Annotated in this window: 28 protein-coding genes, 4 tRNA genes and 1 pseudogene; 28 read left to right on the forward strand and 5 right to left on the reverse strand. The window is 49.8% G+C overall.

Going from position 1 to position 23622, the window contains the following annotated elements:
• The first annotated feature begins 259 nt into the window (after window positions 1-259).
• Both ACR2PX_RS00850 and ACR2PX_RS00855 read left to right on the forward strand, forming a co-directional pair.
• Window positions 260-445 carry a DUF3094 family protein gene (locus ACR2PX_RS00850; protein ID WP_433997474.1) on the forward strand — a complete coding sequence of 62 codons (186 nt, stop codon included), beginning with the start codon at window positions 260-262 and terminating at the stop codon, window positions 443-445.
• A 128-nt stretch (window positions 446-573) separates the two neighbouring features.
• On the forward strand, window positions 574-1893 hold the full coding sequence (locus tag ACR2PX_RS00855) for an NAD(P)/FAD-dependent oxidoreductase (protein ID WP_433997475.1): 1320 nt from the start codon (window positions 574-576) through the stop codon (window positions 1891-1893).
• Between the two features lie 61 nt (window positions 1894-1954).
• On the opposite strand, the gene ACR2PX_RS00860 is transcribed toward ACR2PX_RS00855, so the two are convergent.
• From ACR2PX_RS00860 to ACR2PX_RS00875, 4 genes are all read right to left on the reverse strand, one after another.
• Window positions 1955-2030 (reverse strand) — tRNA-Lys (locus ACR2PX_RS00860).
• A 60-nt stretch (window positions 2031-2090) separates the two neighbouring features.
• Window positions 2091-2166 (reverse strand) — tRNA-Lys (locus ACR2PX_RS00865).
• Between the two features lie 57 nt (window positions 2167-2223).
• Window positions 2224-2299 (reverse strand) — tRNA-Asn (locus ACR2PX_RS00870).
• Window positions 2300-2307: 8 nt separating this feature from the next.
• A tRNA-Lys gene (locus ACR2PX_RS00875) sits at window positions 2308-2383 on the reverse strand.
• Window positions 2384-2605: 222 nt separating this feature from the next.
• On the opposite strand from ACR2PX_RS00875, the gene ACR2PX_RS00880 reads away from it, so the two are divergent.
• From ACR2PX_RS00880 to ACR2PX_RS00910, 7 genes are read left to right on the forward strand one after another with little or no spacing between them, the layout of a single operon-like run.
• On the forward strand, window positions 2606-3589 hold the full coding sequence (locus ACR2PX_RS00880; protein WP_433997476.1) for a hypothetical protein: 984 nt from the start codon (window positions 2606-2608) through the stop codon (window positions 3587-3589).
• Complete coding sequence (locus ACR2PX_RS00885) at window positions 3579-4175, forward strand: ash family protein (RefSeq protein ID WP_433997477.1); 597 nt, start codon at window positions 3579-3581, stop codon at window positions 4173-4175. Before ACR2PX_RS00880 ends, ACR2PX_RS00885 begins: the two co-directional genes overlap by 11 nt.
• On the forward strand, window positions 4168-4743 hold the full coding sequence (locus ACR2PX_RS00890) for an HNH endonuclease (protein WP_433997478.1): 576 nt from the start codon (window positions 4168-4170) through the stop codon (window positions 4741-4743). The genes ACR2PX_RS00885 and ACR2PX_RS00890 overlap by 8 nt, the downstream gene beginning before the upstream one ends.
• Window positions 4736-6331 (forward strand): hypothetical protein, encoded by a 1596-nt coding sequence (locus ACR2PX_RS00895; RefSeq protein WP_433997479.1) that lies wholly within the window; start codon window positions 4736-4738, stop codon window positions 6329-6331. Before ACR2PX_RS00890 ends, ACR2PX_RS00895 begins: the two co-directional genes overlap by 8 nt.
• Window positions 6328-7713, forward strand: a complete 1386-nt coding sequence (locus tag ACR2PX_RS00900) for a hypothetical protein (RefSeq protein ID WP_433997480.1) — start codon at window positions 6328-6330, stop codon at window positions 7711-7713. The genes ACR2PX_RS00895 and ACR2PX_RS00900 overlap by 4 nt, the downstream gene beginning before the upstream one ends.
• Entirely contained in the window at window positions 7713-8777 is a 1065-nt protein-coding gene (locus tag ACR2PX_RS00905; RefSeq protein ID WP_433997481.1) for a hypothetical protein, read from the forward strand. Before ACR2PX_RS00900 ends, ACR2PX_RS00905 begins: the two co-directional genes overlap by 1 nt.
• Complete coding sequence (locus ACR2PX_RS00910; RefSeq protein ID WP_433997482.1) at window positions 8774-8965, forward strand: hypothetical protein; 192 nt, start codon at window positions 8774-8776, stop codon at window positions 8963-8965. Before ACR2PX_RS00905 ends, ACR2PX_RS00910 begins: the two co-directional genes overlap by 4 nt.
• Window positions 8966-9009: 44 nt before the next feature.
• Here ACR2PX_RS00910 and ACR2PX_RS00915 read toward each other — a convergent pair whose 3' ends face one another.
• Window positions 9010-9324, reverse strand: coding sequence for a hypothetical protein (locus ACR2PX_RS00915; RefSeq protein WP_433997483.1), 315 nt, complete (start codon window positions 9322-9324; stop codon window positions 9010-9012).
• A 347-nt stretch (window positions 9325-9671) separates the two neighbouring features.
• Here ACR2PX_RS00915 and ACR2PX_RS00920 point away from each other — a divergent pair, with 347 nt between their 5' ends.
• The 19 genes and pseudogenes from ACR2PX_RS00920 to ACR2PX_RS01010 all read left to right on the forward strand — a co-directional run bounded on the left by ACR2PX_RS00920 (window position 9672) and on the right by ACR2PX_RS01010 (window position 23583).
• The gene (locus ACR2PX_RS00920) at window positions 9672-9890 is read left to right on the forward strand and encodes a hypothetical protein (RefSeq protein WP_433997484.1); all 219 of its coding nucleotides are present in this window, start codon (window positions 9672-9674) and stop codon (window positions 9888-9890) included.
• Between the two features lie 99 nt (window positions 9891-9989).
• Window positions 9990-10274, forward strand: a pseudogene (locus ACR2PX_RS00925) (BRO-N domain-containing protein); the annotation flags it as partial.
• A 39-nt stretch (window positions 10275-10313) separates the two neighbouring features.
• Window positions 10314-10811, forward strand: coding sequence for a hypothetical protein (locus ACR2PX_RS00930; protein ID WP_433997533.1), 498 nt, complete (start codon window positions 10314-10316; stop codon window positions 10809-10811).
• Between the two features lie 101 nt (window positions 10812-10912).
• Window positions 10913-13597, forward strand: a complete 2685-nt coding sequence (locus tag ACR2PX_RS00935; RefSeq protein ID WP_433997485.1) for a phage protease — start codon at window positions 10913-10915, stop codon at window positions 13595-13597.
• 91 nt (window positions 13598-13688) lie between these two features.
• A complete protein-coding gene (locus ACR2PX_RS00940; RefSeq protein WP_433997486.1) occupies window positions 13689-14168 on the forward strand; it encodes a hypothetical protein in 480 nt (159 codons plus the stop codon).
• A 5-nt stretch (window positions 14169-14173) separates the two neighbouring features.
• Window positions 14174-14569 carry a D-Ala-D-Ala carboxypeptidase family metallohydrolase gene (locus tag ACR2PX_RS00945; protein WP_433997487.1) on the forward strand — a complete coding sequence of 132 codons (396 nt, stop codon included), beginning with the start codon at window positions 14174-14176 and terminating at the stop codon, window positions 14567-14569.
• An 11-nt stretch (window positions 14570-14580) separates the two neighbouring features.
• Complete coding sequence (locus ACR2PX_RS00950; protein WP_433997488.1) at window positions 14581-15081, forward strand: hypothetical protein; 501 nt, start codon at window positions 14581-14583, stop codon at window positions 15079-15081.
• Complete coding sequence (locus ACR2PX_RS00955) at window positions 15081-15308, forward strand: hypothetical protein (RefSeq protein WP_433997489.1); 228 nt, start codon at window positions 15081-15083, stop codon at window positions 15306-15308. Before ACR2PX_RS00950 ends, ACR2PX_RS00955 begins: the two co-directional genes overlap by 1 nt.
• The gene (locus ACR2PX_RS00960) at window positions 15305-15919 is read left to right on the forward strand and encodes a hypothetical protein (RefSeq protein WP_433997490.1); all 615 of its coding nucleotides are present in this window, start codon (window positions 15305-15307) and stop codon (window positions 15917-15919) included. Before ACR2PX_RS00955 ends, ACR2PX_RS00960 begins: the two co-directional genes overlap by 4 nt.
• A complete protein-coding gene (locus ACR2PX_RS00965) occupies window positions 15913-16410 on the forward strand; it encodes an HK97-gp10 family putative phage morphogenesis protein (protein WP_433997491.1) in 498 nt (165 codons plus the stop codon). The genes ACR2PX_RS00960 and ACR2PX_RS00965 overlap by 7 nt, the downstream gene beginning before the upstream one ends.
• Entirely contained in the window at window positions 16407-16967 is a 561-nt protein-coding gene (locus tag ACR2PX_RS00970; RefSeq protein WP_433997492.1) for a hypothetical protein, read from the forward strand. Before ACR2PX_RS00965 ends, ACR2PX_RS00970 begins: the two co-directional genes overlap by 4 nt.
• Complete coding sequence (locus ACR2PX_RS00975) at window positions 16960-17544, forward strand: phage baseplate assembly protein V (protein ID WP_433997493.1); 585 nt, start codon at window positions 16960-16962, stop codon at window positions 17542-17544. Before ACR2PX_RS00970 ends, ACR2PX_RS00975 begins: the two co-directional genes overlap by 8 nt.
• The gene (locus ACR2PX_RS00980) at window positions 17544-17897 is read left to right on the forward strand and encodes a hypothetical protein (RefSeq protein ID WP_433997494.1); all 354 of its coding nucleotides are present in this window, start codon (window positions 17544-17546) and stop codon (window positions 17895-17897) included. Before ACR2PX_RS00975 ends, ACR2PX_RS00980 begins: the two co-directional genes overlap by 1 nt.
• The gene (locus ACR2PX_RS00985) at window positions 17894-18793 is read left to right on the forward strand and encodes a baseplate assembly protein (protein WP_433997495.1); all 900 of its coding nucleotides are present in this window, start codon (window positions 17894-17896) and stop codon (window positions 18791-18793) included. Before ACR2PX_RS00980 ends, ACR2PX_RS00985 begins: the two co-directional genes overlap by 4 nt.
• Window positions 18786-19829, forward strand: coding sequence for a phage tail protein I (locus ACR2PX_RS00990; protein WP_433997496.1), 1044 nt, complete (start codon window positions 18786-18788; stop codon window positions 19827-19829). The genes ACR2PX_RS00985 and ACR2PX_RS00990 overlap by 8 nt, the downstream gene beginning before the upstream one ends.
• Window positions 19826-21454 (forward strand): tail fiber protein, encoded by a 1629-nt coding sequence (locus tag ACR2PX_RS00995; RefSeq protein ID WP_433997497.1) that lies wholly within the window; start codon window positions 19826-19828, stop codon window positions 21452-21454. Before ACR2PX_RS00990 ends, ACR2PX_RS00995 begins: the two co-directional genes overlap by 4 nt.
• 1 nt (window position 21455) lies before the next feature.
• A complete protein-coding gene (locus tag ACR2PX_RS01000) occupies window positions 21456-22022 on the forward strand; it encodes a hypothetical protein (RefSeq protein ID WP_433997498.1) in 567 nt (188 codons plus the stop codon).
• Between the two features lie 32 nt (window positions 22023-22054).
• Entirely contained in the window at window positions 22055-22279 is a 225-nt protein-coding gene (locus ACR2PX_RS01005; RefSeq protein ID WP_433997499.1) for a hypothetical protein, read from the forward strand.
• Window positions 22280-22422: 143 nt separating this feature from the next.
• A complete protein-coding gene (locus ACR2PX_RS01010) occupies window positions 22423-23583 on the forward strand; it encodes a phage tail sheath subtilisin-like domain-containing protein (RefSeq protein WP_433997500.1) in 1161 nt (386 codons plus the stop codon).
• Window positions 23584-23622 lie beyond the last annotated feature (39 nt).

The following is a 23622-nucleotide window of genomic DNA, read 5'->3' on the forward strand; positions in this document are numbered from 1 at the left end:
GATTAAATAGGTCAACTATTCTCACGAATCCATCGAAGCTGTCTAGAACGCTCAAGACTGTCGACTCGTTCTACTGACTCTTCAATAGAGAGTATGCTCGAAAGCATAAGTCCGACAGGCTCCTAGCGGCCAATAGCACATATGTTCTAACCATTTTGGATATTTTTAAGGCAAATTCAGGTTATCTATTGGCAGATTGACTGCTTAAATAGCATACTCTAGAGGTTGCAAAGCCTATACAGTGATTACGGAGTGGCAAATGGAAAAAACCCAAACCCGTCTTTATCCTGAAGATCAGGCCAAGGTTGACCGCTTTCTCAGTACCGGTATCAATGCTAATGAGCGCAACCGCTTTAGACCTTTAAAACTGATGTTCTGGCTGGCACTGACTATTGTCATTCTCGGCGTTTTGAGTCGCCTGATAGGCGTCTTTATTCTGGGCTGATTTCAGCCCGGATCGCCACAGGGTGTGTTCTCAATCAGTTTTCCCCTTCTTTAAACAGCATTTTGGTAAGAGAGTTGGGCCCCTCAGACTGATTCAGAACACTCCTTTATAAAAATAGAGAGAATAAAGTGACTGATCAGCCTCATAAAATTGTGATTGTTGGAGGAGGTGCCGGAGGGCTCGGGTTAGCAACCAAACTGGGAAAGAAACTGGGTAAGAAAAAGAAAGCCCATATCACCCTGGTGGATGCTCGAAAGACGCATTTCTGGAAACCTCTTTTGCATGAAGTAGCCGCCGGCTCTCTGAATGCTTTTGAAGATGAACTCAGCTATCTGGCCCAGGCCAAGTGGAATCATTTCCACTTTTTGCCCGGTAGAATGTCCGGATTAGACAGAGACAACAAATCCATTACCCTCGCCCCCATCAATGATGAAACCGGTGAAGAGGTCGTTCCCGAGCGCAATCTGGAATACGATGATCTGGTAATCTGTGTAGGCAGCACCGCCAACGATTTTAACACCCCCGGCGCCGTCGACCATTGCCTTTTCCTGGATAACCGGGAAGAAGCCGAAAGAGTCCACACCACCCTTTTGAATCACTACCTCCATGCCCAGGCCTCCAGCGAAGAATCTCCTGAGTTAAATATTGCAATCATTGGGGCTGGTGCAACCGGTGTTGAATTGGCTGCAGAGCTTCACCATGCGGCAATTGAGCTGGCTCGATATGGTCTGGACGCCATCAAACCCAACAAAGTTAAAATAACCCTCATTGAGGGCAGTGATCGTATACTCCCAGTCTTGCCCATCCGTATAAGCAGCAGTGTTCATAAACAACTGCAAAAAATTGGCGTCGTGATTCAAACCAATCAACTGGTCAGTGAAATCACTCACAAAGGTTTGAATACTAAAAGCGGTGACTTCATTGCTTCTGATTTAAGTATCTGGGCGGCCGGCATCAAAGCTCCGGCCTTTCTGAAAGGCATTTCAGGCCTTGAAACCAACCGAATTAATCAGCTTCTGGTCAGACCCACATTGCAGACCACTCTGGACGACCACATCTACGCCCTGGGTGACTGCGCCAGCTGCACGCTGAAGGATAATAACGACGAGCCTATAACTATCCCACCCAGAGCCCAGGCAGCTCACCAGCAAGCCGAGCTGCTGGCTAAGAGCCTCATAGGAAATGTTCAGGAGGGTCAAGCGCCTTTAACCTTCACCTACAAGGATTATGGCTCTCTGATTTCCCTGAGCCGCTTTAGTGCAGTAGGCAATCTGATGGGAGCTATTACAGGAGGCGATATGATGGTGGAAGGTATGATGGCCAAAATGTTCTACATCAGCCTTTACCGAATGCATCAAGTAGCGCTGTTTGGACGATTCAAGACAGGTGCTCTTATTCTGAAAGACTTTATCGGGAAAACCACACGTCCCCATTTAAAGCTGCATTAATCCAGTTTCAGAAAGCAGAATGCAAAAAAGCCGGTTCAATGAACCGGCTTTTTTGTTGATATGGTGGGTCGTGTAGGATTCGAACCTACGACCAATTGGTTAAAAGCCAACTGCTCTACCAACTGAGCTAACGACCCGCTGCTTATTCAGACATTCAATCTGATCAAGCTTTACTCTTTTGAGCTTTCAAATTTTAATGGTGGGTCGTGTAGGATTCGAACCTACGACCAATTGGTTAAAAGCCAACTGCTCTACCAACTGAGCTAACGACCCACAATGCTTTAAGAACACGCAGTTCAAAAAACAGACTCTTGCTTAAGAGTCAGAAGATGGCTCCCTGAGCTGGACTCGAACCAGCGACCCAATGATTAACAGTCATTTGCTCTACCAACTGAGCTATCAGGGAATAAAGAATGGTGGGTCGTGTAGGATTCGAACCTACGACCAATTGGTTAAAAGCCAACTGCTCTACCAACTGAGCTAACGACCCACTGTGCTTGTCTGGATACGCGATCCAGAAAGCAAACTCTTGTTTAAGAGTTTAAATTGGCTCCCCGTTCACAACTCACTGCGAACCAGAGCGGCGCTAATATTACCCATACCTCACCACCTTGTAAAGCCTTCTAAAAAGCCTTTTTCATCAGTAAATACCGCATAACAGTGACAGGTCGCTCCCTTTATATGTCGCCCCTCATCGTGAAACCATGACCCAATGAAACCAGTGCCTGTTGAGCCAGCGGGATCGGTTACTTTTCGCTGTGCTGATTGTGAACATACTTTCGACGCCAAACCGACACGCACGGAATCTGCTCCGGAGCGTGCGCATCCTTTTCGCTATTTTTCAGACTGTCCGCATTGTGAATCAGAATGCTCTCAGGTTCCCTGGCAAGTAGGTTTGTTTAATGCTCACCTGAAAGCCACTGGCCCCAAAACAGCTGCCGGAAAAGCAGCATCAGCCTCAAATCTGGCTGGGCACCCCACGCCAGAAGAAGCCAGAATTACCCGTTTTAATGCCATGAAGCATGGCGCGTCAGCAAAAACAGCCATGTATTTTCCTGCGCGTCCTGACAAGTATCCGCACTGCAAAACCTGCGATATAGATCGGGATTATTGCGCTGCCCAGGTTGCGTGTTTGAAGCGTTCGGATTTAATGCTCCGCTGTCTGGTGGCTATTGAATCTGGAGACCCAACAGCCCTTCAGGATCTGCATGCTATTAACCAGGCCAACTTCATGGCCATCATGCAAGACATGATGCAGGCTTTGATTTCTGATGGTGTCACCCTGCGCAGTCCAGTTTATGGGTTTGATAAAGAGGGCGGCTTCAATATTGGTCGTTATGTCGACCCTGAAACAGGGGAATGGATCACGGTTGAAGATGTCAAAGCTCACCCATTACTAAAACCCATGATGGATATGATCAGTCGCAACAACCTCTCTCTGGCTGATCTGAACATGACACCAAAAATTCAGGTAGACCAGGGAATACAGCAAGGACAGCTGCAGCAGGAAGAGGAAGAAAAAGAATCGGCGATTGAATACCGCGATCAAATGCAAAAGCAAGTCTCTGACCTGCGCTCCATGATCGGGCGCTCTCAGTTACGGGCAAAGCAGGACCCTGTATTGATAGAACATCAGCAGGAAGACGGTGACGAAGAACCCGAGGATATAGAAGCCGAGGTGCTGGATGAAAAATAAAAAAACGCAGTTGAAAGATTCCAGATTAGAAAGTTATACTGAAAATGCACTGGCAAAATCCAGTGTCGGGATTGGTACCCCGGTTTACTCAAAGGAGCACAAGTCGCTCTATCTCATTGCGGCTTTTTTTGTGCACAGCACCTGTATTTGCCTTTTTATGGTGGGTCGGGTGGGGCAGCCTTTTGGCTGGCCGGTATCCTTTGAGGCCGGTAGTACCAACCCCAGCCGATCCGCCTCCATCATGAGATTGGTACCTCTGGGAGGCGGTTTAGAAACCGACTCAAAGGAGGCCATGATGGCTAACAATATCCTCTCTCTAACCGGTATTCCTGTTGATACCTGCCCTCCTGATTACATACGAGATGCTGATGATATAGATGTCATCAATCAACTCTCTCAACAAGTGATCTCATTTCAAAGTGAAGTTGGCAACCTACATCAGTTCAGCCAGCTAATGGATGAGCATGGTGATGACGTTCTACAAGGCGTAGCTCAACAAATAGCCGTGTATATGCGCCACTTCGATACACGCCTGAATGAAATCGAATCGCTCGTAACAGAAGTGCGGGGAAGGCTGAATGGCTGAGCTTACCCGATTTGAAAAGCGTGCTTTGGAGAAGGACCGAGAGGTCCTTCGTATTCTTGACACGGGTCGTTATCGAGTAATGGCAGATGGAACGATCATTGATACCAATTGGCGATTAACTGGGAAAGAAAAAGCTATTGCGGTTCGAACGAGCGTGAGCGGTTACTTAATAACCAATCTGTCAACAGGGCTTGAAAAACCAAGACAGATAACAGTCTCTGTGCACAGAATAGTAGCATTAGCACTACTCCCCAAGCCAAAGGGTTACCGCCAAGTAAATCATAAAAATTGTAACAAACTAGACAACAGACTTTTGAATCTAGAGTGGGTTGATCGTTCTCAAAACATGAAGCATGCCTCTGCGGAAGGGAGGCTAAATATCTACCAAGGTCAAGAACATATCAATTCAAAGTTAGAAGTGTCTGACGTTATCCAGATAAAGAAACTTTTGGTAGATGGAATTAGCCCTACAAAAATTGCCGCAGAATTTCATGTTAGCAGGGCAACAATTCGAAGCATCAGATCTGGTAAAAACTGGAAACATGTAAGGGTTGAGTCAGATGGCTAACCGAATTTCAGCCTCCCAAAGACTGGAACTGCAAGCCGTCGCTGAACGTGAAATAAGACGGTATGAAGATGATCATGCCATGTGGCACAAGCATGTACATAACGTTGAACTGGACGCTATGCAGCTGCTCAAGTGCCAGGTGATGGATGAAGACTGGAATACCATAGACTTCTCCTGCCGACGAACAGGCAAGACCGCGATTAAAGAACTGTATCTTTTAAAATTTCTCGCAACCCACGAAGATCAGGAGTTGGGTATTGTTGCGCCTAGAGAAGCACAGAGTCTGGTTAATCTGTCCTATCACACCGATGCTATAAGGCGTTCTTCCATACTGGAAAACCATATTCTCTATAAGTCAGGCAGACGTCAGCTTTCTGATACCAGTTATCAATTTGCTAATAGAAGCCGAGCGGGTGCCTATGGAATCATGGCACAAATTGATGGCTCAGATTTAACTGCTGCTTCCATTGAAGAGTTGGATGATTTGCCTCCAGAGCGTATCTATTCCCGCTTTCTACTCACCATGGGTTCTACTCGTCGTCTAGGTGCTAAAAAGAATGCTCTGAACAAACCACAAATCCGTATCACCGGAGTGTTCAAAGGGGCAGACACTCTTTCCGAAATGGTGGACTCCGGTAAATACTGCATTTTGCCTATTGTGGACTGTTACCTGGGCATAGAGCTCGGCATTCTCAACGAGCAATTCATCATGGACATGCGCGACCAGCTGGCCCCCGAAGAGTTTATCCGGCAGCTGCTCTGCAAAAATGTCGCGGCCCGTAACCTGATCTGGGATAAATGGCTGCAAAAAGCCAAGGTTCGGGGCGTGGCTGCCCAAATCAAGATCGAAGAAGCCATACCAGGCATTCAATACAAAAAACGGGGCCTGATCAGTTTTGGTTACGATGCGTCTGGTCATGGTGAAGATCCGGCTGCTTCAAAACATGCCCTGGTCGTGGGTGAAGAAATTTCCGGTTTTGTGGTACCCATTTTCTGCCGTACCTGGGCACCGGGTACCGATGAAGCCACTGTAATGCAGGATCTTGTCACACTCTGGAAATACTTTATGCCTGACTACGGGCTGGGGGATGCCTACGGCGTCGGCATGCTGACCGCACTCTGTGACCGTCTTTTCTTTGAGGGCTTAACACCGGTAGATCGCCGTGCCATCGGCGAAGGTGAATCAACCGCCAGCACTTGGCCCGAGTGGCCTTTCTCTCCCATTCGCTTTGAAGGCATGACCAAACACCAGATGGCCTCAGCGGTTCGCAGTTTGTTCAACAATGGTCGGGTAGCTATTCCCATGGTGGACGACGAACCCAGTTCAGATCCGGTAATGGCCGATATGCAGCTGCTGTGCCGACAATTGACCAACATCAAATCAGTTCCGACTAAAGGGGCTTATGCCAGTTACAAAATGGTGAAACGCTCAATAGGGGATGACCTGTTTGATGCTTTCATGGCCATGATCTGGGGCTTTGTCACCCGGGGTGAGTGTCATGTGCAAACGGTGATATCAAACCGCACACAAACACGGGAGCAACTGCTGGGGCAGTCGCCTCTTGGAATCATTGGAGGCCTGCAATGAAGCTGCCCAAACTGTTCAAACGCCAGCAAAACGAAGAGAGCGCCCTGTACCAGGAAGCTCTGGCCATGAATGCAGAAATAGACCGGCACAGGAACGTACAGGGCCGAATTGCAACACCTGAAAACAGTATCAAACATGTTTATAACCAGATGCATGTGGACCCTGATTTGCGTCAGGCCATTCTGCACCTGCGCTATATGGACAAGGTGGATGGCCGTATCAAGCAGATTCACAAGCGCATGGCCCGCGATGTCACCAAAGGCGGCCTGATGCTGAAGTGGAAAGGCTCACAAAATAAAAAAGTGACACAACTCTGGAGCCAGTTCTGCCAGCGTTTGCAACTGAATAACCGCAACAAACTGTTTTCCGATGCCCGTGGAGCCGCGATGGAGGGCAACCTGCCCTTACAATGGGTGTTGAGTGATGAGCGGCATGTTTGCGGTGGAATCCGTATGCCCACCGAAACCATTGTGCCCCGAGTAGACGCGAATGGTCGTTTCAAAAGCATGGCCGAAGCCTATAAACAAGTAGACCCTTTAACCTGGAGGGAGCTGACCCGCTTCTCTCGCTGGCAGCTGACATTGGTGAGGCTAGAACCAGACAACTTTGATGATGTAGGGTGCTTGGGTCGTCCGTACTTAGATGCAACCCGTACCATCTGGCAAAAACTCACCATGACCGAAGAAGACCTGGTGATTCGTCGTCGACATCGAGCCCCGCAAAAGCTGGCTCATATTCTCGAAGGCTATACCAAAGAAGAGATGCAGGCGTATGAAGCCAATGTGAACAATAATGCAGGCCAGATACAGACCGACTTCTTTATGAACAAAAAGGGAGCGATCAATGCTATCCAGGGTGACGCTGCTCTGGATCAGATTGCCGACGTTTCCTACCTGCTAGATACTTTTTTCTCAGGTTCTCCCGCCCCGAAAGGGCTGTTCGGTTATGTAGAAGGCCTGAGTCGTGATGTGCTGGAAGACCTGAAAGGTGATTACTTCCAGGAGATTGACAGCCTTCAGGATATGATCAGCCAGGCGTATCAGGAAGGCTTCAGGCTGGAGCTTTTGCTGCAAGGCATGAACCCTGATGCCTATGACTTCACTATCGAGTTTGCCGAACGCAACACTGAAACCAAAAACCAGAGAGCGGATCGGGCACTGAAACTTCAGGCTCTAGGTATTCCTCAGGAATTGGTCTGGGAAGAAGCCGGGCAGGACGTATCCAGAGTCAAAGCCAAGCGGGATGAAGAGGCTAACAGCAACGACCCTTACCCAACGTTTGAGGAAGAAGGTAGCAATAAAAAGCCAAAAGTCAGTGTCACACCCAGCAACGCTCCCAAAGGTGAAAGTGCCACCTCCATCTCGACCAGGAGCGGTGGGTAATGTCGCCAGAGGAAAGAAAACGCGCCATTAAACGCGCCAGTGCTATAGCACGAAAAGAAGCAAACAGACTGGACGGTCGGGCACTCAAAGAGCTGCAGGGCATTTATAGACAAACCTCTGAAGAAGTACGTCTGCGTATTACCATGATGGCCGGATCGGATGGCACGATCAGGCTGGATAATCTGCGTCTATTGCGCACTCAGATAGATGAAGTGCTGGCGCAACTGGCACAATTGGAAGAACAACTGTTAGCCCGCTATCAGAATCATGCCAGTATATTGGCCACAGACGCCTTTTCAGCCAGTTTTCTGGCAGACCAATTAAAAGACCTGGCGGGTGAGGCCGTAAGAACAGCCAGAGCCTTCCAGGCGGCCGACGGCCTGCAACTGTCCGATAGATTGTGGCGAGTCAATAACCATGCTCGCGAAGTCGTAGGCCGTGCCATCGAGTCAGCCATTATTCAGGGTCATAGCGCTAGCCAGGCAGCTGAAGATTTTATCCGTCGTGGTGCGCCTGTTCCGGCAGAGTTGCAGAAGAAAATAAAAATGGCCAATGCCTCCGGTATTGGCAGGGCGACAACCAGCGAACTGATGACCGGTAACGGCTCCCCCTATCACAATGCCCGGAGACTCTTCAGAACAGAGATCAACCGAGCTCATGGCCTGGCCTATCAGACCACAGCCTTTGAGGACAGGGATGTCATCGGTACCCGTTTTCTCCTCTCTCCGGGGCACCCCGAGCCCGACATCTGTGACATGCACGCCAAGGTTAACAAATACGGCCTGGGCAAAGGCGTCTACCCCAAAGGAAAAAGCCCCTGGCCTGCACACCCCAACACCCTGAGTTATGAAGAAGTTGTGTTTGCTGATGAGGTCAGTCAGGAAGATAAAAAAGATAAAGAAAGCTCTGTTGATTGGCTGAATAACCAACCGGGTACGGTACAATATCAGGTACTGGGCAGTCAGAAGAAAGCGCAGGCACTCAACGCAGGTCTGCTTCAAGAAAAAGATATCGAGCGTCCATGGAAGGACATCCGGCATAAATATGAGGATGGAATTTCATGAGCTCAGTGATCAGTGAAAAGTTGTCAGTGGACAGTAAGAAGGATGTTGATACAGTGACCTGCACCTGTGGTCATAAGATCTTCGATGGGGTCGTGATTCGCTCACGGTGTGTAAAAGTGTTTGAGGGTAAAGCATTGTGTCGATGTAAGGTTTGGGTGACGGTACCGGTTTGCTTCTTGCCTTATTAGATGAGTAGCCCGATTACTGGGCTACTTACAATAGTCGAAAATATTTAGTACCACTTTGACGACTGCATCTTATTACTTTCCCGTTTTGAGGTAACAACCTCTTTAATGGGCTTGGGTACGTTATCTGTTGGACTATCAAGTATTTTGGTTACATACTTAGCTGACAGGAGAGCATCTGTCTCGCTTCGATAGTTGGTTTCTTTAAGGTGTCCAGATACTTTGGATACATTATTTAACGCCAGATAAGCTCTATGTATATAATCTTCCATACCTGAACAAGGGCTTTTCAAAGCTTCTAGTAATGTCGTTTGACCCTTTATCTCTGCCTCAAGAACGACTATCAGCTCATCCCAAATCATCTTATTTACTCCATTCATTGACTGATATTTGTTGAATTGGATTTTACAGGTTTGGAGGAAAAAGCGCAGTTGAAATTAAAATCAATTTGCCGCTATACTGACCATGCGCTGGCAAAATCCAGCGCCGGGCGTGGAAACCCGAATTGAGATACCAGACGCACAAGTCGCCCTGCGGCTTTTTTTGTGCTTGAACGACCTGTTACCCTCTTTATGGCAGCCGGTCGGGGCCAGCTTCGGCTGGGCCAGTAATCCTGGTATCGCTGGTTTTCCACCCCCGTCCGGTCTGCCTCCAGTAGCGTGGAAACTCCTGATGGCAGATAGAACAATCTGATACCAGGAGCACTGCCATGAAAGGCCATACCCCCGCTCAAGACCTAGCTGCCCAAACAGCCCTCGAACTGATTCAACTCTATAACCTGATCCAGACCGAACAGGACAACGTCCGCCGCCTCGCCCTGCTATCCTGTTGGCGCATGAAGGTGCAGCACCTGGCACACAGACAGCCTCGCCTTTATTTAATGCATACACTGCCTGAAGAGTTTCAGGCGGTGTTGGATGATTTGTAAGGGGGCGGTGAAATACCGCCCCCCTCTAAGCTGGACACCAAAACTGTCACGAAAGGTGACGTTTTTGGCAGAATAGGGGTGGACAAGAAGGTAATAAATATGAAGCCAGTTCAGTTATTCGAGCATGAAGAGTTTGGGAAAATCAGGGTTGTAGGAGAGAAGGATGGTGAACCTTGGTTTGTTGCAAAGGATATTGCTGTTAGCCTGGGATTTAAGAACATTAGTGATGCTCTCAAAAGACATTGTAGGGGGGTCGTGAAACACGACCTCCCCTCCTCAAGTGGAAATCAACAATATTCCATAATTCCTGAGGCTGACGTTTACCGTCTAATTATGCGTTCAAATCTTCCAAGTGCTGAACGATTCCAGGATTGGGTCTGTGAGGAGGTATTACCCAGCATCCGCAAACACGGCTCCTACTCCATGAAGCCGACACCAGGCGAAAAACAATTAAAAGCCTATGCCCTGTTTGAAAAAGCTATGTCGGCGGCCAAGAAGCTTGGACTACCTACTCATGAGGCTGGCTGGCGAGCTATTCACTCTGTGAAAGAAGCGGAAGGGATAGACCTGCACGATACTTTGGGCTTTGGTCCCGTCGGCAAACTGGAGACCTTTATCGACGGCAGAGCCAACCCGACCATGAAAGCCCTGCTCACGTTCTACCAGGACCTCAAGGCCGGGCAGGTGTCTTTTCCAAAGTACCCGGCCTTTATGGATGACGAACGTATTTACTTCAGCTCGACAGCGATCCGCCAGTACCTGAAGGTGAATCACAAAATGGGGACCCCGCACAAAATCAACAGCGAGCTGGTGAGTCTGGGCGTGGTGGAAGAACAGGATAAAGAGCGAGCCTATCAGGGCAGGCGCTGCGCTCACCTGACCATTATTCTCAGAAGTCAGCTGGATAAATTACTGCCTTGATTCAACGACACCCTGCCCCCTTTAGATGTCGCCCCGAACCTGAGATTCTGATACCTACCCACGAAGGCATTTGAAGCCCGGTAAACCTCCACTCCCTTGAGATGAGTGCAGGTTTACCGGGCTTTTTTTATTACCGGCAGAAAGGGCTTGAACGTGTGATTTGCCAACCCAGACGCATCCAGCTCAGTGAACAGAACGAACTCAGTAAGCGCATACGGATTCTGACCGATGCGCTTTCGCTGCCAGAGCCAAAAGAGTCTGCAGAAGATAGTCCTCAATCCTGGGTCACACTGACCCGTACCGGCAGCTTTTATCACCCTCAATACGGCCGTTTTGAACACACTCGGCAGCTGCTGGAAGACCTGATCAACAATTTTAACGGCAACGTCTACGGGCAGGACATCGCTATTGATGTAGCGCACAAGCCTGAAGACGGTGCCGCTGGCTATGTACGCAAACTGTCGCTGGATGGCGGCAAGCTGCGGGCTCTGGTCGAGTGGACCCCCTTCGGCGTGGACGCGGTGAAGAACAAGGGTTATCGCTACCTCTCGGTGGATTACACCGAAAACTACATCGACAACGAACAACGGAACGAACATGGCCCCCTGCTGTTTGGTGCTGGCCTGGTGGTTCGTCCTCATGTGAAAAATCTGGACCGGGTGGTGCTGGCGGAAGATGCCGACAGTGATATTCCCACCATTGTTCCGGAACGAATCGCCAAAAAGCTCCAGGAGGAGAACACCATGAAATTTGCACAGCTCATCACCGCTATGATGGCGGTCTTTTCAGACAAAAAACTGGCTGAAACCATCCAGACTCAATTCAAACAACTGGCTGAAGCTATGCTGGCCGGTGTGGAAGAAGAAGCCAAAGCCAAGCTTATTATTGATACGCTACAAACTGGCGCTATCAAACTGGCGGAAGAACACTCTCAATCAGGTAAGGGCGGTGATTTCACCATCAAACTTGATGAGGCTTTCCTGAAAGCTGCAGGTTCAGGTGGTGCTGATAACCCCGATGATAAAGACAAAACAAAAACACTATCGGAAGCAGACGTTAAACGTATTCTGAAAGAAGCCTCCGACGCTGAAGCGGAAAAGACCAGGAAGCTTCAGGAAAGCAAAGCCAATAAACAGAAGATTCTCAACGAAGCCGTTGACGGGGCTGAAGGTCTGGACGACGACGTCAAAACCACACTCAAAAAAGAACTGTCGGAACTGATCACCTCAGAAATGTCTGACGATCAGATCCGCACTCTGGCTGAGCGTGAAATCAAACACGCCAATGACCAGGCGGCAGCCCGTAAACTCAGTGAAATGGGTTTCCCTGTGAATACTCCTGCAGGCCGTGTGCAAGTATCCAATGCTCACTCAACTGAAGCCGCTCGCCTACAGTCTCTGCAACATGAACACTTGCGTAGCACCAGTGCTTACCTTAACGGTGATATTCGACTGTCGGAAGATAAAGATCTGCCAGCCTTCACTCAGGAAGTACTGAAAGTTTTTGACTCTCAGCATGGCACTCAGATCAGCAGTGCAGTTCGCACTCTGTCCGAAGGTGGTCCCACCAATGTGAATCACGTGGATCTGCCAGTAGGCTTCCAGCGTGAAGTCATTCGGGAGTCATTGTCTGACCTGAACGTTCTGAGCCTGGTCAGTACTTTTGTGGACCCTTCGGCCACTGTTGCCACCCAGATTCCTTACGAACAGCGTATGACGGGCGGTGTCCGCCACGATGGCATTGTCTTCGAACGTGGTGCCATTCCTAAAGCCGGTGTCCGCCAGAAAATGTACACCGCTTATATCAATGCCGTGAAACTGGCTATTGATGTCTCCAACGAAGTCATGCACTTCAGTAAAAGTTCCGGCATCAACTGGGACGCATGGGCTCGCAACCTGGCCAGCGCCTCCCGTCTGATGCGTGAAATCCTCTGCCGTCGCATCGCCAACGAAATGCAGAGAGCAGCCGATGCCTTTAATGCCCAAAACGTTGCTGATGAAACGGTCACTCTGACTAACGGTGTCTACAAGACAGCCCAGTTCCCCATCGTGCGTGAAAAGCAGGTGTTTGACCTTCAGGGTAATAGCATTGGCGATGCTCAAAACCCCATTGTGGTCAAAGATGGCAGTAGCCCTCTGAAGCCTTTCGACGGTTCCGGTAAACAGGAACCTGGCACGTATTACGCGATTGCGAATTACAACCTGGGCTACCTGGTTCTGGTTGATCAGCTGGGTGCAGCTAAAGCGGCAGCCGGTACAGTCACTATCAGTTACAGCTCGGCTACTAACGTTAAGAAAGTAGACGCTGACGTCCCTGATGGAATGAGTCAGGAAGTCCACCTGAACAAGCTGATTCAGGCCATTGGCAGCCGCAAAGCCATTATGTCGGGCGAGCGTTTTGTTCAGCCTAACTTCTTGCTGATGAGCCCAACCCTCAACGACACCTGCACCAATGCTGAGCAGTTCACGTACCAGGCCAAACGCAACGGTTCAGACACCAGCAGCGAAGGCGATCTGACCACAGTGAAGGCTATTACTGCCTTTGGTACCAATGCCCCCGGCATTGATCTGGGTGACGAGCGCATTCTCATGGGCCAGCGGGGTATCACCAGTTACACCGTCGCCAAGCCCTGGATGATGTCCGAACCCGTAGAAGCCCGTGACGAAAATGGCAACCTGACCGGTGCCAAAGAGAGCTATGGCGAAGAGTACAACGCCATTGATACACCGCCAGCACTCTACGAGCGTTTTACGTCGGTGCTCTTCTACAGCTTCAGTAATCGTTAACTACCCCAACACCAACGGACTGGTTTGATCACCCAACCCTGTCTCCCTGCAGGGTTGGGCATTCTCTGAACGCATAAGGAGCCCGAGCTGCATGAACCCTAAAATCCCTTTTCACAATAAAGAAAAAAATCCTGTTCATATCGGAGCTGTCACTGTGCCTGCCGGTGAAACCCGCATGGTTGAAGCAGCTTATGTTCTGGCCCGTGCCGATCAGCAAGGCCGACAGCCTCAGTCATCAGAATCCACTGAATGGAGTCTGGAAGCTTTCGTCAAACTCAAGCAGGACGAAGAAATCAAACAGCTACCCGAACTGACGGATGATCAGTTTGCTGCTGTCGCTGAGTATTACGAAAACAACCAACCACCTAAGAAGCTTGAGAAAGCTTTGCCTATCGAAGCCGGCGCCCGTGCCGCCCAGAAAGAAGCCGATGACTATGTGGCTGCATTGGATGCAATGAGCAAGGAAGAGTTGCAGGCAGAACTGCTGGTTCAAGCGGAAGACGAAGGTCGTCTGGCTCTGGCTCAGGCTGAGCTGAGCAAAAGACAGTCCGCTGAAGAAGGCGAGGAGTAATCAGAATGAGTATTTCGCCCTGGCCTAACTTCACCTTCCGCGAGCTGGCTTGCAAATGCGGTCAATGCTCTGCTGTCAGTGGCAGACACATCAGTCCGGAGTTGATGGGCCAGGTGCAGATCCTCAGAGATGCATGCGGATTCCCCTTTGAAATCAGTTCAGCTTATCGCTGTAAAAACCACCCTGCAGAAGCAAGAAAAAAACAGCCAGGTACCCATGCAAAGGGATTGGCGGTAGATATCCTGGTGAATGGCTCCCAGGCTCACCATCTTCTGAGTCAAGCCTTAAAACTGGGAACTTTTACCGGCATTGGTATCAGCCAGAAAGGCGATCACCACAGACGTTTCATTCATCTGGATATTTCCCGTGCCGGTAATCGACCCTGGGTATGGAGCTATTAAAGGAACGAGTGATGGACTGGAAAGGTATCTCTCAATTAGTGGGCAAAGCGGCACCTGTTCTCGGGACGGCCCTCGGTGGCCCAGGTGGTGCCATGCTGGGCAGTATGGTGGCTACTGTTCTGGGTGTTGAGGAAACCCCGGCAGCCGTTGCGCAGGCCGTTAAAAATAATCCTGAAGCCCTGATCAAGCTCAAACAATTTGAGCTGAAAAATGAACAGCAAATCAGAGAAGTGGCTTTCAAAACATTGCAGACTGAACTGTCTGACAAAGCCAATGCCAGAGCTAGCCATAAAGACAGTAAGATGCCAGCCATTATTGTCTGGCTACTGACGGCCATTGTCGCCGGTTTGCTTTTTGCCCTGTTCAAGTTTGAGATCCCTGAAAGTAACCAGGACGTGGCATTTTATCTATTTGGCCAGGCTGTCACTCTCTGGGCTGCATCCATTACCTATTGGGTAGGAACCACCCGCTCCAGCGCTGACAAAAACCGATTAATGACGGGGCCGCGCTGATGGATTTATGGGACGCTCTGAAAGCTTTAATGCCTCTGATTCTCTTTCTTATGGGTTGGTTGATGATCTGGAACATCTTTCTGTTCACTCAACTCAACAACCTGAAAATGAAAGTGGCGGAAGAGTACATCCCCGAAAAGAAAATACGGGCCATGCTCAGTGATATGGAAAGCAGGATCGAAGCCAAAGCTGGATCTGGTGTTGAAAACACTGGGGGCCCGGCATGAGTGATATGAGCCTGGCTGCTTTGAAAAAGGATCTGATCCTGTCATTAACCGACAGTGCAGAATATCTGGATGATCAGCTGGATCAGCTTTTAAACATTGCCGCCATTGAACTGGCACGATTTAAACGGCGTCCAAGAAATGTGCGCTTGATGCTCCAGGCTGATGAGAGTGTTTATGACGCTCCTGCGGATCTGGTGGAATTCAAGGCTCATGCCTGGGGCAGAAAACAGAGGTCAATGAGTCAGCCCTGGGAGCCTGGTTATCCTCGTATGCTGCCAACGGTTTCTGTCACCGATGGCAACCCAAAACAGCTTCACCTGTCTTTTGCTCCCACGGCTCAGTTGATTGCCCAGCTGGGGAGTGTATTCAGTTTTACTTATTACGCCCGTCACACCCTGGGGGATACATCAGAAGACACGACAGTTCACCCATCAGACAGAGACCTGCTGTTGCTCCGGGCTCAGGCAGAAGCCATGAAAGTGCTGTCGATCCGATATGCGGATAAAACCATTAGCAGTAAACAGATGATCTCAGGTGCAGCCCGGATCGGAACCCCAGCCGCTTTGTATAAAGAATTCCTCTCTGAGTTTGAGCGGAGGGCAGCATGCTAAAAAAGCTGGATATCCAACTGACCGGTGACAAAGCTCTAATGAGGGCTCTGGAAAAAGCCCCCGGCGCTTTGTTCAAGCATCTGAAAAAATCGGTATCCCGTGGCGGTTCAGAAGCTGCCCGGGAAGCAAAACGCAGAGCACCCAAAGCACACAGCACATTGGTCAACAGTATTCGCAGTGTTCGGGACGGTGATCTTTCCGCTCTGGTCGCACCTCATACTGATTACGCCGGGTTTGTGAACGATGGGACTGAACCCGGAGGCTTTCCTTCTCTCCAGGCCATCAAAGATTGGCTCAGCGTCAAGAACATTTCTCCTCGTAACCCAAAACACGACCTGGATGACCTGGCCTATATGGTCAGCCGTTCCATTGCTCGAAAGGGTACCCCACCACAACCGTTTATTGACGACACTGCCGACAAGATCAAGCCCCGTGTTGAACAGCTGATGCGTCAGGCAGTGACTAACAGTTTGGCGGAGGTCGGGCTATGAGTGTTTCTGATCAGATCATGAATGAGCTGCGTCAGGCTTTTCAGGAATATGTAAAAGTCAGTCACCCCAAAAGAACAGTGACACGGCAGTGGCGAGAGCGGGACGACTATTCAAAACAGGATCGAGACAACGGTATTCACGCCCTGCTTTATCGGGGAGAAATGCCCACAGATAACCCTTGCATGGGCATTGTCCGGGTATTGTTTTTAGGCCTGATTCGGGTTCATTCCCGCAGCGGTAACGGGTTGGAATTAGAACAAAAAGAACTGGAAATGCTGGAACAGCTCAAAGGCTTCAGCCAGACCAACGAAGGCGCTTTATTGCATGTGAACAACATTGTCACCAGCCTGCAGGTGGAATGCCCGGAAGGCTGGTACATGGCTGAATGTGAATACGGCCCGGTGGATCTCACTATAGAGCCGAATCGCTGGGACGATGGGCGACAGTTCACCGGCGATATCTACATAGGATGTGCTCCTGAAATCGGAGCAGATCACCAGGACGACTATACAAAGCTTTCTATTAATGAAGAGGGTCTGGAGGATGAGGATGCTTGATCTGGCCAGCCTGAACCATTTATTGCAGAAGTTACTCCAGACAGGAACGGTTGAAGAAGTTCAGCTGAGCCCTTTGCGCTACCGGGTGAAGTTTTCAGAAGACAGAACCAGTTACTGGCTGCGTCATGGTTATGCCCGCATGGCGGATTCGGCCAGCTGGGACCCCTATCAAGTAGGAGAGCAAGTACTTTGTGCACTGCCCGGTGGCGGTCGTCAAGGGGTGGTGGTTTGTGCCATAGACTCCAGTCAACATCAACAACGCAGCAGCAGTGCAGATGTGTATCGTCGTGATATGCCTGACGGTGCTGTGTTTGAGTACAACAGCAAAACCCATCAACTTTTGGTTTCTTTGCCATCCAGTGCAAAAACAACGGTGGATAGCCAGGGGGGGAGCACACTGATCGGTGATCTTGCTGTCATTGGCGGCATTACTGCCACTGAAAACATCAGTGCCACCAAGAACGTAACCGCTGGACAAAATGTGTCAGACAAGACCGGCAGCATGGACAAAATGCGTGACACCTATAACAACCATGCCCAGAGTCGTCATTCACCCCCAGCTCCGGAGATGAACTAATGGGCATAGGCACCCACGAAATCACGGGCAAAAGACTGGAAGGCTTACCCGAGCTGCAACAGCGCATCCAGCGTCTGTTTCGGACTCGCAAAGTCGCCCTGGTGATTCGTCGTGCTTATGGATCCAACCTGCCGGAACTGATTGATAAAAAAACGGTGCCAGGCTTCCGGCTGGATGTGTACGCAGAAACAGCGGAGACATTGGCAAACCCTGCCAATGAAATTCATGACGAATTCAAACTGCACCAAACCCTGATGAATGTTGACCATGAAAGCGGTGAGATTGAGTTGACCCTGTTGGGAGAATACCTGGTGGATGGTGACGTGGTGAAACTGGAGGGCATTACCTTATGACGACTTACACGGTAAGCACCCTGTCCCAACTGACACCGCCGGAGTTTGTCGAAGACTATTCGGTAGAGGCTATTTTTGCACAGCGGCTGGCCGAGCTGCGCAAGCTGGATCCTGAGCTGGCTGATAGCTTGCGGGTGGGCGATCCCACATATAACAACCTGCTCCAGGGCTCAATCAGGGAAGCCAAACTTCGCCAGAGAATCAACGAGGCCGGCAAGGCGATCTTGCCCGCCTACGCCAAAAACTCAGATCTGGATCAATTAGGTGCCCGGTATAAAGTGTTCCGGCAAGTCATTGATGCCGGTGACCCAAACGCTACGCCGCCCATTGATCCGGTCATGGAAGAGGACGACCGTTTCCTGGAACGCATTATGCTGTCCATGGAAGGCCAGACCAACGCCGGTACCGAAGGCTTTTACCGCTTTCATGCCCTGTCATCGGATCCTGAGGTGCTCAATTCAGCAGAGAAAAGCCCTGCAGCAGGTCAGGTATTGATCAGCATTCTATCCCGTACAGGAGATGGGAGTGCCAGCCCGGAACTGTTGGGGCGGGTCAGGTCTTACTTGATGAGCCCCGAACGAAGGCAAATGACCGATGAGCTGACTATCCAAAGTATCAGTGTCTCAACCTACCGTATCGAAGCCGTACTGACTGTTGAAGCAGGTCCTACAGCCGGGCTGGCGCTGGAAGAAGCCAGAACCGAAGCTCAGGAATACGTCAATTTGATGCATCGCAAAAAAGCCGTTGTTTCTCTGTCTGGTGTTTATGCAGCGCTTCAACAACCCGGTGTTGTGAGCGTCAATCTGATTTCACCCTCCACCAATATCAACCCAGGTGATACCGGTGCGGCCTATTGCTCCGCCATTGAACTGAGTTCGGAGGTGGCTAATGGCTGACCTGCTGCCTTCATCGGCGACCCCGCAGGAAAGAGCGATTGCCAGTCTGGACGACCGGCTGGATAACTTACCCGTGCCCTTTCGTGATTTCTGGGATCCTTACCAATGCCCATTACCATTGTTGCCCTATCTGGCGCTCCATTATTCAGTGGATCAGTGGAACGACCACTGGCCCGAGCATATCAAGCGCCAGACGATTGAAGACGCCCTCTACCAGCACCGAATCAAAGGCAGTCGCCTGGCAGTTGAAAATGCCATTGCCAGCTTCGGAACGACAGCCAATATTCTGGAGTGGTGGGAGAAAAGCCCGAAGGGAAATCCTCATACCTTCAGTGTGACGATATCGGCTCAGGATAATGAGCGGCAGTTGCCGGTTTATGAATTATCAGAAGATAAGAGCATTCATACCAGTGAAGCAATCCCAGTAAACACCAGTCGTGTCTATCGCATTCGATTTAAGGTCAGGGCGCTTTCAGCTACTTCTGAGAATAATGAAGTAGTGGCGGGTGTAGCTTGTCTGAATAGCAATTTCGGGAGCGCGTTACATAGACAGGCTGCTATCAATGGAGGGGCGGAAGGAAGACCTAAGCCAGAAAATGGATGGTTGGTTTTTGAGGGGGAAATTACTGGTTACGGAAGTACATCGGACACTTTCACAGAAACAACCCAGTACATCCGGCCCTATTTCAGAGTGAACAGAACAGGTGGCAATAACAAGATTCAAGTAGCCGAACTGGAATGTTGGGATCTGTTCGAAAATAGACAGCTGATAGAAAACCCTCACTTTGAACAGGGTCTGAAGGGTTGGTCAACATCGCTTGTTGGTGAAGATATTTCAGACAACGCCCCCGGCACAATAACCACCGCTGCTTTCAGGCCCGACGCTGATCTGCAAACCGATATCATCAAGGCCATTGAACAGGCTAAACCCTTGCGCTCACACTTTGATTTTACGGTGGGCACAATTCATCCAGGAACACTTCACCTTCGGTCAGATATGCACCAGGTGATCATGAGCAGGGAGACATGGGAATGAGTCTGACGATTCATCAATCGGGCATTGATGCAGCTATTAATGCCCAGGCCAATGGCTTTGATGGGGTGAAACTTAACAGAGTGGATCTCTACAACGGCTCCACGAAAATCAAAAGTTTGAATCTGACTGGGGTGCAGGTAATAGAACCGGGTCGTATTTATGTTGTGGCTCAGGATTCCACTACCGACGCGTACGACGTGCAGAAAATGGAATTCTACACCGATGGTAATGTGAAGTTTGCCACAGCTCAAAATGCTGACAGCTCTATCGTACAAAGCAAAGCGGTCAACTCTACCCTGCTGCTGGCTCATCAATTAGTACTCAGTGTGGCACCGGGAACGGTGGCACCTTCGGGTGATGTTTCTATTTTCATGCCCCAGGCCACTGAGGCGTTATTGGGTGGTGCTGAGATTGCGACTCAGTCCGAAGTCAACACCGGTACTGATCACACCCGATTCGTTACCCCTAAAACATTGAAAAGCCGCCTTTCTTCTTTTGTTCGAAACGCCACCGAGACCGTCAAAGGCTTTCTGGAAATTGCCACCCAGTCAGAAGTGAATGCAGGCACCGACCACACCAGGGCAGTGACCCCGAAAACATTAAAAAGCCGCTTAATGTCATTTACGATGACGGGCGATTTAACCATGGCATCGGGTGCTGATATTGTATTCGAAGATGGTCATCACCGAATTACCAATAATGATGGCTTGGGTAATTTCAACCTGAGGGTAGGGCATGACTCAGGCGAAAAATATACCCACACAAGCGGTGCTATCCATGTTGAATTCAGTCATGAAACGGCTAGCCCTGCTGTTTTGTTCCATCTTTCCAGTGGAGGGCAGGAAAAAGTTGTAGGCGATCCTGTCAGTTGGGCAGCAAAGTTTGAATTCAAACAAGATGGGCACATCGAAACCAACGGTAAAAAACTGTTTGGTGAACACCATTATCCGGATTGGTCTGAAATTGCGAACAAGCCAAATGCTTCAACCACAGTTTATGGACAGACAAAGCTCAACAGCGCCATTAATAGCACCAGTGAAGTCTTAGCCGCTAATTCCAAAGCCGTAAAAACCGCTTACGATGCGGGCACTCGTTCAGCCACGGAAAGCCAGAAAGGTCAGGTGGAGCGGGCGACACAGTCAGAAGTGAATACAGGTACTGACGACATTCGTTATGTGTCGCCCAAGAAACTGAAAGCCTGGGGGGCGGCTTTTGTTCGTAATGCTTCTGAATCCATTAAAGGGTTTATTGAAATTGCGACTCAGGCTGAAGTGGATGCCGGGACGGATGATGTTCGGGCTGTGACACCGAAAAAAATGCGGTTTGGTTTGTCATATTTGTTTGCACAGAATGGCTTTATTATTTTTCCTGGCTGGTTAGGCAGCTGGGTTGTTCAGTGGGGGGCGTTCAATTTTTCCGGTAATGCACAAATCCAAGTGTTCTTCCCTACCTCATTTATACAGAAATGCTATGGGGTTGTAGCAACTCAACATTCTAACTCGGTGCCGCAGATTTGTTATTTATCTGAACCCGGTGGAACGGCTCTGCCACGACTCACTGATTTCAAAATAAGTTCAGATTCACCAACAGCCAACAGTGCGTTTTGGATCTCATGGGGTAAATAATATGCAATTTTTTGTTTTGCACGAAAATAATAGATTACTTGGATTCAGTAACAGTGCTCAGGGCACCATTCCCGCTGATGCAATATTGTTGTCAGCAGAAGAGCACCAAAATGCACTGATTGCTTTGAGTAAAGGTGAGGAACCTTATTTAGATAATGGGCAACTCTTATTTAAGTCAAAAATAATTCCGGCTACTGAGCGTCGTCTAACAGCCTGCATCACAATAGACAACACTGCAGGCCAAGCCCGCGCCCGATTCGCCACCGACAGCCCGTTCATAGAACCCGAATACGAACTGTCCTACAAAGAAGCCGTCGCCTTTATCGAGGCGAACTATCAAGGCGAATGCCCCGAAACAGTCAAAGCCCATGCAGAAGCCTATAGTGTCACAGACCAGGCGGCAGCGGATGAAATAAAGCTCATGGGGGATCAGTGGTACAACGTCCTCAGAGCCGTTCGCAGAATCCGACTGGCTGGTAAACGAGCCGTAGAAACAGCAGCGGACGACGCAGATTTTATGGCCGTGGCCCAGCCGTTTATTGACCAACTCAACGCTTTACAGCCTTAAAGCTCTTAAAACCTGAACCCCAGAGAAAAAGAATGGACGCATTGCAAAAATACTTCTGGAATCTGCTGATTGCTATCGACCAGTTAGGCAACACGATCCTGGCGGGTGACCCTGACGAAACTATTTCCAGCCGAGCTGCTAAAGCAGCTCGATCTGGAAAGCGCTGGGGTTGTGTGCTTTGCAAGGTGCTGGATGCGATCGATAAAGATCATTGCAAAAAATCAGTAGAGGAAGACGAAGGGAGTCGGGCTCTCTAGCCCTCAAGCTTTCCAGCCTTCAAGCCTTTGAAACAAGCCGTAGCAGTAACCACCATGACTAAATCATGGTAAATTAAACCAAACCCGCAGAAGCCGCCGAAGGTATTGCGATTTTCATTTCCAACAGGAAAAGGAGAATCACAATGCCACAATTTCGACACGGCATTTATGGAGCGACCAGCGAAGCCGGTCCCCGCCCCGTTCCCATTGCCCCTACAGGCACTATCTGTATTGTCGGTACTGCCAAGGATGCTGATCCTGCGGTCTTTCCGCTGAACACTCCAGTACTGATTGCCGGCTCTCCACTCAAGGCGGCCAAGCTGGACACTAAAGGAGATCGTGCCGGCACACTCTTGCCAGCGGTTGAAATGATCCTGGCCATCACCGGTGCCATTGTGGTGGTCATTCGGGTCGATGAAGGGGCTGATGCTGCTGCCACAGTCACTAATGTTTTGGGCGCTACCTCCGCAGAAGGTGCCCGTTCTGGATTGGATGCTGTTTACAATGTCCAGGCCATGCTGGGTCATAAACCTCGCATTCTGATTACTCCCGGTTTTTCCGATCAGCAGACCGTAGCCACCAAACTGCAAACCATTGCTGAACGTCTCAGAGCTTTTGCCTATGTTGATGCGCCCGGCACCACGGAGACAGCCGCCAACACCTATCGGCAACTGTTTGGTTCTCGTCGTGTAGAGGTCTGCTGGCCCCGCTCCATCAACACTAAAGCAGAACTGGTGCCCACCTCAGCCGTGGCCGCTGGCCTTCGGGCAAAAATGGACAACACGCCCTGGCAGGAGTATTCCGCCAGTATTTCCAATCAGCTGGTACTGCCCATTATCGGTACCGAATTTCCGGTGGATTTTCAGGACGGTGATAGCAGCTGTCTGGCCTACATTCTCAACAGCAACCAGATCAGCACCATCATCAATGATGGTGGTCTGCGTTACTGGGGCAACCTGAACTGTTCGGATGATCCAAAGTGGCAGTTCTCTACCCATGTGCGAATCAACGACATCATTCTGGACAGCTCAACCGCTGCCCTGAAATGGGCCCGGGATCGCAAGATCAACAAAACCTTTGTGGAAGACGTGCTGGAAACTCAGAACAACTTCCTGGCTCGTGAAACACGCGCCCAGAATCTTCTGGGTGGTCAAGCCTGGGCCGATCTGGAGCTGAACAGTCCTGACGTTATTCTGGCTGGTGAATTCTATATGGATTACGACTTCACTTCGCCCGGAATTGCTCAGGCCATCACGGTCACCAGTCATTTTGTTAATGACTACGCCAAAGCCATTTTCAGCTGAAGCCTTTTAACGCTGAAAGCCATTACTAAGCAAAAAAGG

This window comes from Endozoicomonas sp., assembly GCF_051008435.1.
GTDB lineage: Bacteria > Pseudomonadota > Gammaproteobacteria > Pseudomonadales > Endozoicomonadaceae > Endozoicomonas_A.

Excerpts from the sequence above, each read along its gene's own strand:
- ACR2PX_RS00850 (WP_433997474.1), top strand. The coding sequence starts at position 260 with ATGGAAAAAACCCAAACCCGTCTTTATCCTGAAGATCAGGCCAAGGTT.
- ACR2PX_RS00880 (WP_433997476.1), top strand. The coding sequence starts at position 2,606 with ATGAAACCAGTGCCTGTTGAGCCAGCGGGATCGGTTACTTTTCGCTGT.
- ACR2PX_RS00885 (WP_433997477.1), top strand. The coding sequence starts at position 3,579 with ATGAAAAATAAAAAAACGCAGTTGAAAGATTCCAGATTAGAAAGTTAT.
- ACR2PX_RS00890 (WP_433997478.1), top strand. The coding sequence starts at position 4,168 with ATGGCTGAGCTTACCCGATTTGAAAAGCGTGCTTTGGAGAAGGACCGA.
- ACR2PX_RS00895 (WP_433997479.1), top strand. The coding sequence starts at position 4,736 with ATGGCTAACCGAATTTCAGCCTCCCAAAGACTGGAACTGCAAGCCGTC.
- ACR2PX_RS00900 (WP_433997480.1), top strand. The coding sequence starts at position 6,328 with ATGAAGCTGCCCAAACTGTTCAAACGCCAGCAAAACGAAGAGAGCGCC.
- ACR2PX_RS00905 (WP_433997481.1), top strand. The coding sequence starts at position 7,713 with ATGTCGCCAGAGGAAAGAAAACGCGCCATTAAACGCGCCAGTGCTATA.
- ACR2PX_RS00910 (WP_433997482.1), top strand. The coding sequence starts at position 8,774 with ATGAGCTCAGTGATCAGTGAAAAGTTGTCAGTGGACAGTAAGAAGGAT.
- ACR2PX_RS00915 (WP_433997483.1), bottom strand. The coding sequence starts at position 9,324 with ATGATTTGGGATGAGCTGATAGTCGTTCTTGAGGCAGAGATAAAGGGT.
- ACR2PX_RS00920 (WP_433997484.1), top strand. The coding sequence starts at position 9,672 with ATGAAAGGCCATACCCCCGCTCAAGACCTAGCTGCCCAAACAGCCCTC.
- ACR2PX_RS00930 (WP_433997533.1), top strand. The coding sequence starts at position 10,314 with ATGAAGCCGACACCAGGCGAAAAACAATTAAAAGCCTATGCCCTGTTT.
- ACR2PX_RS00935 (WP_433997485.1), top strand. The coding sequence starts at position 10,913 with ATGAGTGCAGGTTTACCGGGCTTTTTTTATTACCGGCAGAAAGGGCTT.
- ACR2PX_RS00940 (WP_433997486.1), top strand. The coding sequence starts at position 13,689 with ATGAACCCTAAAATCCCTTTTCACAATAAAGAAAAAAATCCTGTTCAT.
- ACR2PX_RS00945 (WP_433997487.1), top strand. The coding sequence starts at position 14,174 with ATGAGTATTTCGCCCTGGCCTAACTTCACCTTCCGCGAGCTGGCTTGC.
- ACR2PX_RS00950 (WP_433997488.1), top strand. The coding sequence starts at position 14,581 with ATGGACTGGAAAGGTATCTCTCAATTAGTGGGCAAAGCGGCACCTGTT.
- ACR2PX_RS00955 (WP_433997489.1), top strand. The coding sequence starts at position 15,081 with ATGGATTTATGGGACGCTCTGAAAGCTTTAATGCCTCTGATTCTCTTT.
- ACR2PX_RS00960 (WP_433997490.1), top strand. The coding sequence starts at position 15,305 with ATGAGTGATATGAGCCTGGCTGCTTTGAAAAAGGATCTGATCCTGTCA.
- ACR2PX_RS00965 (WP_433997491.1), top strand. The coding sequence starts at position 15,913 with ATGCTAAAAAAGCTGGATATCCAACTGACCGGTGACAAAGCTCTAATG.
- ACR2PX_RS00970 (WP_433997492.1), top strand. The coding sequence starts at position 16,407 with ATGAGTGTTTCTGATCAGATCATGAATGAGCTGCGTCAGGCTTTTCAG.
- ACR2PX_RS00975 (WP_433997493.1), top strand. The coding sequence starts at position 16,960 with ATGCTTGATCTGGCCAGCCTGAACCATTTATTGCAGAAGTTACTCCAG.
- ACR2PX_RS00980 (WP_433997494.1), top strand. The coding sequence starts at position 17,544 with ATGGGCATAGGCACCCACGAAATCACGGGCAAAAGACTGGAAGGCTTA.
- ACR2PX_RS00985 (WP_433997495.1), top strand. The coding sequence starts at position 17,894 with ATGACGACTTACACGGTAAGCACCCTGTCCCAACTGACACCGCCGGAG.
- ACR2PX_RS00990 (WP_433997496.1), top strand. The coding sequence starts at position 18,786 with ATGGCTGACCTGCTGCCTTCATCGGCGACCCCGCAGGAAAGAGCGATT.
- ACR2PX_RS00995 (WP_433997497.1), top strand. The coding sequence starts at position 19,826 with ATGAGTCTGACGATTCATCAATCGGGCATTGATGCAGCTATTAATGCC.
- ACR2PX_RS01000 (WP_433997498.1), top strand. The coding sequence starts at position 21,456 with ATGCAATTTTTTGTTTTGCACGAAAATAATAGATTACTTGGATTCAGT.
- ACR2PX_RS01005 (WP_433997499.1), top strand. The coding sequence starts at position 22,055 with ATGGACGCATTGCAAAAATACTTCTGGAATCTGCTGATTGCTATCGAC.
- ACR2PX_RS01010 (WP_433997500.1), top strand. The coding sequence starts at position 22,423 with ATGCCACAATTTCGACACGGCATTTATGGAGCGACCAGCGAAGCCGGT.